Annotated in this window: 10 protein-coding genes and 1 pseudogene; 1 reads left to right on the top strand and 10 read right to left on the bottom strand. The window is 70.5% G+C overall.

Translation table 11 applies throughout. The annotated features are described in order from the left end of the window. The 10 genes and pseudogenes from ACFQS1_RS14935 to ACFQS1_RS14890 all read right to left on the bottom strand — a co-directional run. Positions 1-652 (bottom strand): hypothetical protein (locus ACFQS1_RS14935; protein ID WP_378968186.1); only part of this gene is annotated, 652 nt, incomplete at its 3' end. Between the two features lie 12 nt (positions 653-664). Next, positions 665-1,645, bottom strand: a complete 981-nt coding sequence (locus ACFQS1_RS14930) for a DUF7666 domain-containing protein (RefSeq protein WP_378968184.1) — start codon at positions 1,643-1,645, stop codon at positions 665-667. A 317-nt stretch (positions 1,646-1,962) separates the two neighbouring features. After that, positions 1,963-2,145: pseudogene (locus ACFQS1_RS14925) on the bottom strand (response regulator transcription factor); the annotation flags it as partial. A 20-nt stretch (positions 2,146-2,165) separates the two neighbouring features. Then, positions 2,166-2,357 (bottom strand): hypothetical protein, encoded by a 192-nt coding sequence (locus ACFQS1_RS14920; protein ID WP_378968182.1) that lies wholly within the window; start codon positions 2,355-2,357, stop codon positions 2,166-2,168. Further along, positions 2,357-3,247 carry a hypothetical protein gene (locus tag ACFQS1_RS14915; RefSeq protein WP_378968180.1) on the bottom strand — a complete coding sequence of 297 codons (891 nt, stop codon included), beginning with the start codon at positions 3,245-3,247 and terminating at the stop codon, positions 2,357-2,359. Before ACFQS1_RS14915 ends, ACFQS1_RS14920 begins: the two co-directional genes overlap by 1 nt. Positions 3,248-3,425: 178 nt before the next feature. Then, on the bottom strand, positions 3,426-3,557 hold the full coding sequence (locus ACFQS1_RS14910) for a hypothetical protein (RefSeq protein WP_378968178.1): 132 nt from the start codon (positions 3,555-3,557) through the stop codon (positions 3,426-3,428). Next, positions 3,554-4,132, bottom strand: a complete 579-nt coding sequence (locus ACFQS1_RS14905; protein WP_378968176.1) for a hypothetical protein — start codon at positions 4,130-4,132, stop codon at positions 3,554-3,556. Before ACFQS1_RS14905 ends, ACFQS1_RS14910 begins: the two co-directional genes overlap by 4 nt. Further along, positions 4,129-4,506: a hypothetical protein gene (locus ACFQS1_RS14900; RefSeq protein WP_378968174.1), complete on the bottom strand. Its 378-nt coding sequence runs from the start codon at positions 4,504-4,506 to the stop codon at positions 4,129-4,131. Before ACFQS1_RS14900 ends, ACFQS1_RS14905 begins: the two co-directional genes overlap by 4 nt. Before the next feature lie 41 nt (positions 4,507-4,547). Next, complete coding sequence (locus ACFQS1_RS14895; RefSeq protein ID WP_378968172.1) at positions 4,548-5,339, bottom strand: helix-turn-helix domain-containing protein; 792 nt, start codon at positions 5,337-5,339, stop codon at positions 4,548-4,550. Then, the gene (locus ACFQS1_RS14890; protein ID WP_378968170.1) at positions 5,336-5,584 is read right to left on the bottom strand and encodes a helix-turn-helix domain-containing protein; all 249 of its coding nucleotides are present in this window, start codon (positions 5,582-5,584) and stop codon (positions 5,336-5,338) included. The genes ACFQS1_RS14895 and ACFQS1_RS14890 overlap by 4 nt, the downstream gene beginning before the upstream one ends. Positions 5,585-5,707: 123 nt before the next feature. Here ACFQS1_RS14890 and ACFQS1_RS14885 point away from each other — a divergent pair, with 123 nt between their 5' ends. Then, a complete protein-coding gene (locus ACFQS1_RS14885) occupies positions 5,708-6,058 on the top strand; it encodes a helix-turn-helix domain-containing protein (protein ID WP_378968168.1) in 351 nt (116 codons plus the stop codon). Positions 6,059-6,127: the final 69 nt, after the last annotated feature.

Here is a 6,127-nt window from a genome sequence, read left to right as displayed (position 1 = left end):
CCGCCGCATCCCGCGCCGCATCCCGCGCCGCATCCCACGCCGCAGCCCCCGCCGCATCCCGCGCCGCATCCCGCGCCGCAGCCCGCGCCGCAGCCCCCGCCGCATCCCGCGCCGCAGCCCGCGCCGCATCCCGGGCCGCATCCCGCGCCGCATCCCGCGCCGCATCCCACGCCGCATCCCACGCCGCAGCCCCCGCCGCAGCCCACGCCGCATCCCACGCCGCTGCGGCCTTGCCCGCACCCGCCCGGACCACCGGTCCGGCAGCCTCAGCGGTCGCCAGATCGACGATCCTGCGCAGCGCACGCAGCTCCGACGCCGCATCCGAAAGGCCGGCCAGATCCAGCCACGCCGGGGTGAAGGTGCGGACCATCCAGTCCAGGGCCAGGTAGCCGCGGGCCTCGTCCAAGCCGTCACCGGCGGTGCCGGGCAAGGCGGGGATCAGCGGCTTCAGCAGTTGCCGCTTGGTGTCGTCGAGACGGTCGTTCAGTTCGCGGCCGAACGCGCCGAGGACCGGCGAGACGCAGGCCGGGTGGTCGTCGTGTGCTTCCCCGGCGAGGTAGGCGGCGGCCTCGAGTAGGCATACGCCCTGGTCGGGGGTTTCGTGGCCGCCTCTGGCGAGGGTCAGAGTGTCCAGGTCGAGCTTCCGGGTCATCTTGTATGTCCTTCAGGCGTTCGCGTGGGTCAGGTCGGTGGCGTTGATGTCGACCTCGGCGAGCACCCGCACCGAGCGGGTCTTCGCCTTGTCGGCGGAGATCGGCCGCAGATCCACCAGCGGCGCGGCGACGCGCAGGAAGCGTGTCCCGGTCTCGCTGTCGCGGTACCGCTTCGCCTGCTCCGGGCGCGGGGACGCGTGCAGACCGCCGCCACACTTGTGGTCGTCGCGCCAGTCGGGGGCGGTCACGGTGGCGCCGACGGTGTAGGTGGTCGGCATGTCGTACTGCTCGCCCGCGGTCAGCCCCGAACTGACCGCCTTGTAGAGGATCGCTTCGCCGTCGGTGATGTCGACGCCCTGGTGTTCGGCCCAGGCGCGGGCGTCGGTGAGGTCGAGCGTGGTGAGGTCGATGACGACGCCGCCGGTGACCGTGGCGCGGGCGGAGTGCAGGTGGACGGCGACGTGCGGGGTGGCGGTCACGCTGGCCGAGCCGTAGGCGGTCACGCTGGCCGAGCCGGAGGCGGTCACGCTGGCCGAGTCGTAGGCGGTCACGCTGGCCGAGTAGTAGGCGGTCACGCTGGCCGAGCCGGAGGCGGTCACGCTGGCCGAGTCGTAGGCGGTCACGCTGGCCGAGTCGTAGGCGCGCACGCTGGCCGAGTCGTAGGCGGTCACGCTGGCCGAGTCGTAGGCGGTCACGCTGGCCGAGTCGTAGGCGCGCACGCTGGCCGAGTCGTAGGCGCGCACGCTGGCCGAGTCGTAGGCGCGCACGCTGGCCGAGCCGGAGGCGGTCACGCTGGCCGAGCCGTAGGCGGTCACGCTGGCCGAGTAGTAGGCGCGCACGCTGGCCGAGCCGTAGGCGGTCACGCTGGCCGAGCCGAGCCGGTTCAGCTCCAGCCACACGCCGGCGGGCGAGGTGATGATGATTTCGTTGAGGTCGGTGCGGTCGAGGGCCGCGTCGAGTTCGGCCTGGGCAGTGACGGTTGCGGTGGTCATCTCTATGTCCCTCGTGGATTCAAGCTCTGCAGGTTCAGGTGGTGGGTGGCCCGGGGTCGTGGGGTGTCAGGCCATGACCCCGGGCCTGCCGGGCGTCGTTGCCCGGCAATCCGGCGCGGCGGGGCTCGAACCCCCGTCTCGTCGGAGGTTCAGTGAGGCGGGCGTGCGGCGAGGCGTTCGGTGAGGCCGTCGTACAGGCGGGCGAACCGGGAATGGTCAGGTGCTTCTCGCCGTACCGGCTGCCATTCGTCGAGCCAGGCGTGCGCGGCGCCGAGCCGTACCGTGTCGTCGGGCCGGGACGCGGCGCGGGCGCCGACGAGTAGTCCCTGCTGGTATCCGATGGCTACGGCGTGGGCGCGGTCGCGGGCGCCGAGTTTGCGGAACAGGGGCCGGGCGTGGGTTTTCACGGTGTCCTCGGAGACGTGCAGCTCGCGGCCGATCTCTGCGTTGGACTTCCCGTTCGCCATGCCTTCCAGCACCTGCAGCTCCCGGTCGGACAGGGTGTTGGTGTGCTGGCCTTTCACCGGTGTCTCCTGAGCGCTTGGTAGTCGGCCTCGCGGAGCACCCGCAGGCGGGAGCCGGTGCGGCTCGCGGCGCGCCGGATCTCGGTGCAGGAGTTGAACTGGGCCAGCGCGTTCTCGCGGCTGGTCGGGTGCCCTGCGAGGGTTTCGCCGTCCGTTTTGGTCCAGACGAGGCGGTACAGGCCGGTCATCAGAACGGCACCGCCTCAAGGCACTCCTTGCACGTGACATCGGCGTGCTCGGTGCTGTGGCCGTGCCCGGCGGGCAGGCTGGACACGGTCTTCTCGCAGGCCGTGTCGCCGCGCAGGGAGAGGTGCACGACGCGGGTGGGTGCTGGCGTGGGTGGCAGCTCGTCGACGCCTTCGTCGGTGGCGTGCTGGAAGTGGGAGGGCACGCGACGCTGGCCGGTGGGTTGCGGCTCCTCGGCCGGGCGGGAATAGCCGAGGCCGGAGGTGTCGGGTTTCCCGTCGGCGGTCTGTGACCGGTCGAAGTTCTTGCCCAGGTCCTCGACGGTCTCTCCGGTGCGGGACTCGTCCGGGCGTCCGTTCGGGTGCCAGGCGATTACGTCGTAGCCGACGGAGCCGAAGCTCTTCCGCGCGCACGTGCGGTCGTCGAGCCGCTCCTCCAGCTCCACGCCGAGCCGGGGCGCGACCTCGCGGACCTTGGCCAGCGCGTCAGCAACGGAGGGGCCGCCCAGGTGCCGCTCGTCGAGATGGACCTGCGCGTCGAAGCTACACGGCAGCGGCGCCCACGGGTTGTCCTCAAGCCAGTCGGCGAACGCCCGGATGTCGGCGATCCGCTGCGCCCGCTCGGCCTCCTCGCGGTACTCGGCCAGCTCCTCGTCGGACGCCAGGACGAACAGAGTGGTCCCGGCGACAACATCGGAGTAGGTCTTGGCCTTGCCCAGCTCGCGCACGACCAGCCGGACGTGCTTGCCGTGGTTGTCGCGGCTCCGGTCGGCGCTGGCCGGGTAGGCGTGCGCGAACAGGACCTCGGCCGCGCCGTCGGTGATCTGGCCGGGGGCGAGCCAGTCGCCGGGCGCCAACTGGTCACCGGACTTCTGCGTGCGTATGTTGGTCATTGCGGGTCGGTCCTTTCCTTGGTTGGGGCTGATCTGGCGGGCCACCCGTTGCGCCGGGTTGGCCCGCTGTTTTTTCAGGTGCAGGCGACCTCGATCACCAGCCGCGCCGGGCCACCCACCAGCAGCGCGAACAGCAGCGCCGGCGGGAGCAGGTCGGCCAGGCCGTCGAGCACGCGCATCACAGCCACCACGACGCCCAGGCCGTGTAGCCGATCCCGCCGACCAGCAGCAGTCCCGGCAGCCATGACGCAGGCTCCAGCAGCAGCCCGGGGATGGCGTTCGCCCAGGAGCGGGCCGCGCGGCGGCTCATGACGGGTCTCCGACGCGGCCGTACAGGCGGCGCTCGCCCGGCTCGAAGGCGAGTGGCAGCCGCGTGTCGGGGAGGCGGAAGGCTGCGCTGACCGCTCCGTCAGCGCAGCCCTCCTCGCCCGGGCCACGCAGCATGGAACCCGGGACGTTGACCGGCCCGCCAGACGGTCGAAGCTGGGGGGACTGGCGGGCCGGAGACTCGAACGCGGCGCGCAGATCAGCCACCGCGCGGCGCGCCATCCGCAGACGGAACAGCAGGACTTCCGCCGCAGCGGCCTGCTCGGCTGCCGCTGCCGTGCCCTGCTCCGCCGGACCGAAATAGCTCATGACGAGCAGGGCGACCAGGGTCCCGTCGATGTCGTCGAGCAGCTCCGTATTCGACTTCGGCGGGGCGGTCGGGCCACCCGGACCCGACGGGCCACCCGGACGCGACGGCCACGGCGAGCCCGTGTTCGCTTCCGGTGTCGCGTTCTTCCGGTTCGGGGGCCGGGTGTCCGGCGGATGCGTCGGGTTCTTCGGCGGTGGGGGCGGCGGGTCGGCCGGTGGGGGCGGCGGGTCGTTGGCGAGGGCGGTCATGCGATCAGCCCTTCCTCGCTGATCTCCTGCTCGATGTCCGCGAGGTCGTAGAACACGCCGTGCAGCTCATTGCACCGGTCGCGGTACTGCTCGGCTCGGCGCTTGTACCGGCGAGCACCGACGAGGCAGGACCGGATGACGTAGTGGAATTCGCTCGCACTCAGCAGTTCCAGTTGCATGTGCGTGCCCTTCGAATCGACGGCCGGGGCATCGGGCAAGCCGTCACGTCCAGGGGCACGGAACCGTTTGGCGACGATGGTCGCGATCCCGGCGGAGGCGAGCTGCTCGCGCTCGGCCTCGCTTAGGCGGAGCCTGATGTGGCTCGTCACGTCATCGACCGTCGCCGCCCCGCCCATCGAGCTGAGCGTCGGCATGACAAGGTTCTCGACTCGCTTGTGGAGTCCTTTAGGAAGCCTCACTGCACACTCCGGAGCTTGGGTCGGCATGCGCCAGCGAGGCGCACGAGAGTTGCGGCGAGGTCCGTGAACTGAGTACGCCAGAGTTCAATGTGGTCCGGATCCGCGTGCCGGACGGCTTCCTCGATAGCGGCGACGTCGCCGACCTTCTCGGCGACCTGAGCTGCCTCGTTGACGGCGATAAACAGCCGGTCGGCCTGCGCGACCGCCTCATCCCCCGGGTCGGGCTGCACAGCGAGGCGTCCTTCCTTCTCGGCCTGAATGACCTTGCCGAGCGTTTCGCGGCGGGCGGCCTGCTCGGCGGGCTCGAAGCCACGGAGCTGGGTAGCCAGGGCCGCGGCTTTCGCCGGACGGTCGGCGAAGTGCTCCAACTCGGGAAACTCGGCGAGATCGGCGGCGGGAATCTCGGGCTTCGGCTGAACCGCTGGGCGCTGACGACCGTCTAGCGATACGACCCGCTCTGGTTCGACTGGCGGATTTCCGCCAGTCGATTTCAGGTCCTCGGCCACGGTGCTGTGGTGGACGCCGAGAGCCGCGCCAATCGCGCGCTGGCTCATGCCGGACTGCCTCAGTTCGGCCACCATCGCCGGGCGGCTGCCGACCGGAACTCGCACGTCGCTCAGCTCGGCCGAGCAGTACGCTTGCCAGGAGTCGTAGCCGAGGGCCTTGTCGGCGCGGCCTTCGAAGGCGCGTTTGATCTTCGGGAGTAGGCCGTCGAGGTCTCGGCGGATTTCGGCGGTCAGCTCGCGCGCCTCGTCGGTGGTCAACTGGGTTGTGGCGATGTCGGTCATGCGGCACCGACCGCAGGGACTCCGGCGAGGAGGCCGGTCAGCGGCTCTTCTAGCTCTGCCGCGATTGCGGCCAGCTCGTCGACCGTGAAGGCAACCTCGCCGGTCATACGCCGCGAGAACACGGACTGCGGCATTCCGAGCTGGTCGGCGAGTGCGCGGCCAGAGATTTTCTTCCTGGCCATGGCCTCGCGGACTGCGCGGGCTACCGCCTCGCGTGTCCCGCTGGGCGGGTTGTTTTCCGGCATGGGACAGTTCTACCCGCCCGACGGACGGGTCGTCAACCCGCTAGGCGGGTAGATTTACAGAGTGATGGCCTGGCATATCTGAAGGCTTGCCAGTGACCCGCGTAGCGGGTCATGATGTCTGGCATGAGCGAGCAGACGACGCCACCGCGAAGGCGTCTCCGCGAGCACGTCGCAGAGGAACTACGAGTAGTCCTCGCCCGCCGCAAGATGAGCGGGGCCGAGCTCGCAAGGCGCACCGGGATAAAACAATCCACGATGAGCCGGCGCATGACCGGTGAGACCGCGTTCGACATGGACGACCTCGAGGCCATCGCCTCGGTGCTCGACATCCATGTCGGCGACCTCTTCCCTCACCGCGAGAGGGGGTCGAGCCAGGATTTTGATCTCGCGCCCGCCGGTGCTGCCGCGACAGTAGGACACTGTTATGTCACGGTCATCGGCGGGCGCTTCCCCATAACCGGGTTGGACCTGTGACAATGCGCGAGAAAGAATGCCGTTGAGAAGCTTTGGTGTTCGCTGCGCTGTGGCGGCGGTCGCCGGCCC

This window comes from Paractinoplanes rhizophilus (genome assembly GCF_042664765.1).
Classification (GTDB): Bacteria; Actinomycetota; Actinomycetes; order Mycobacteriales; family Micromonosporaceae; genus Actinoplanes; species Actinoplanes rhizophilus.
This window is presented reverse-complemented; position numbering and strand designations above follow the sequence as displayed.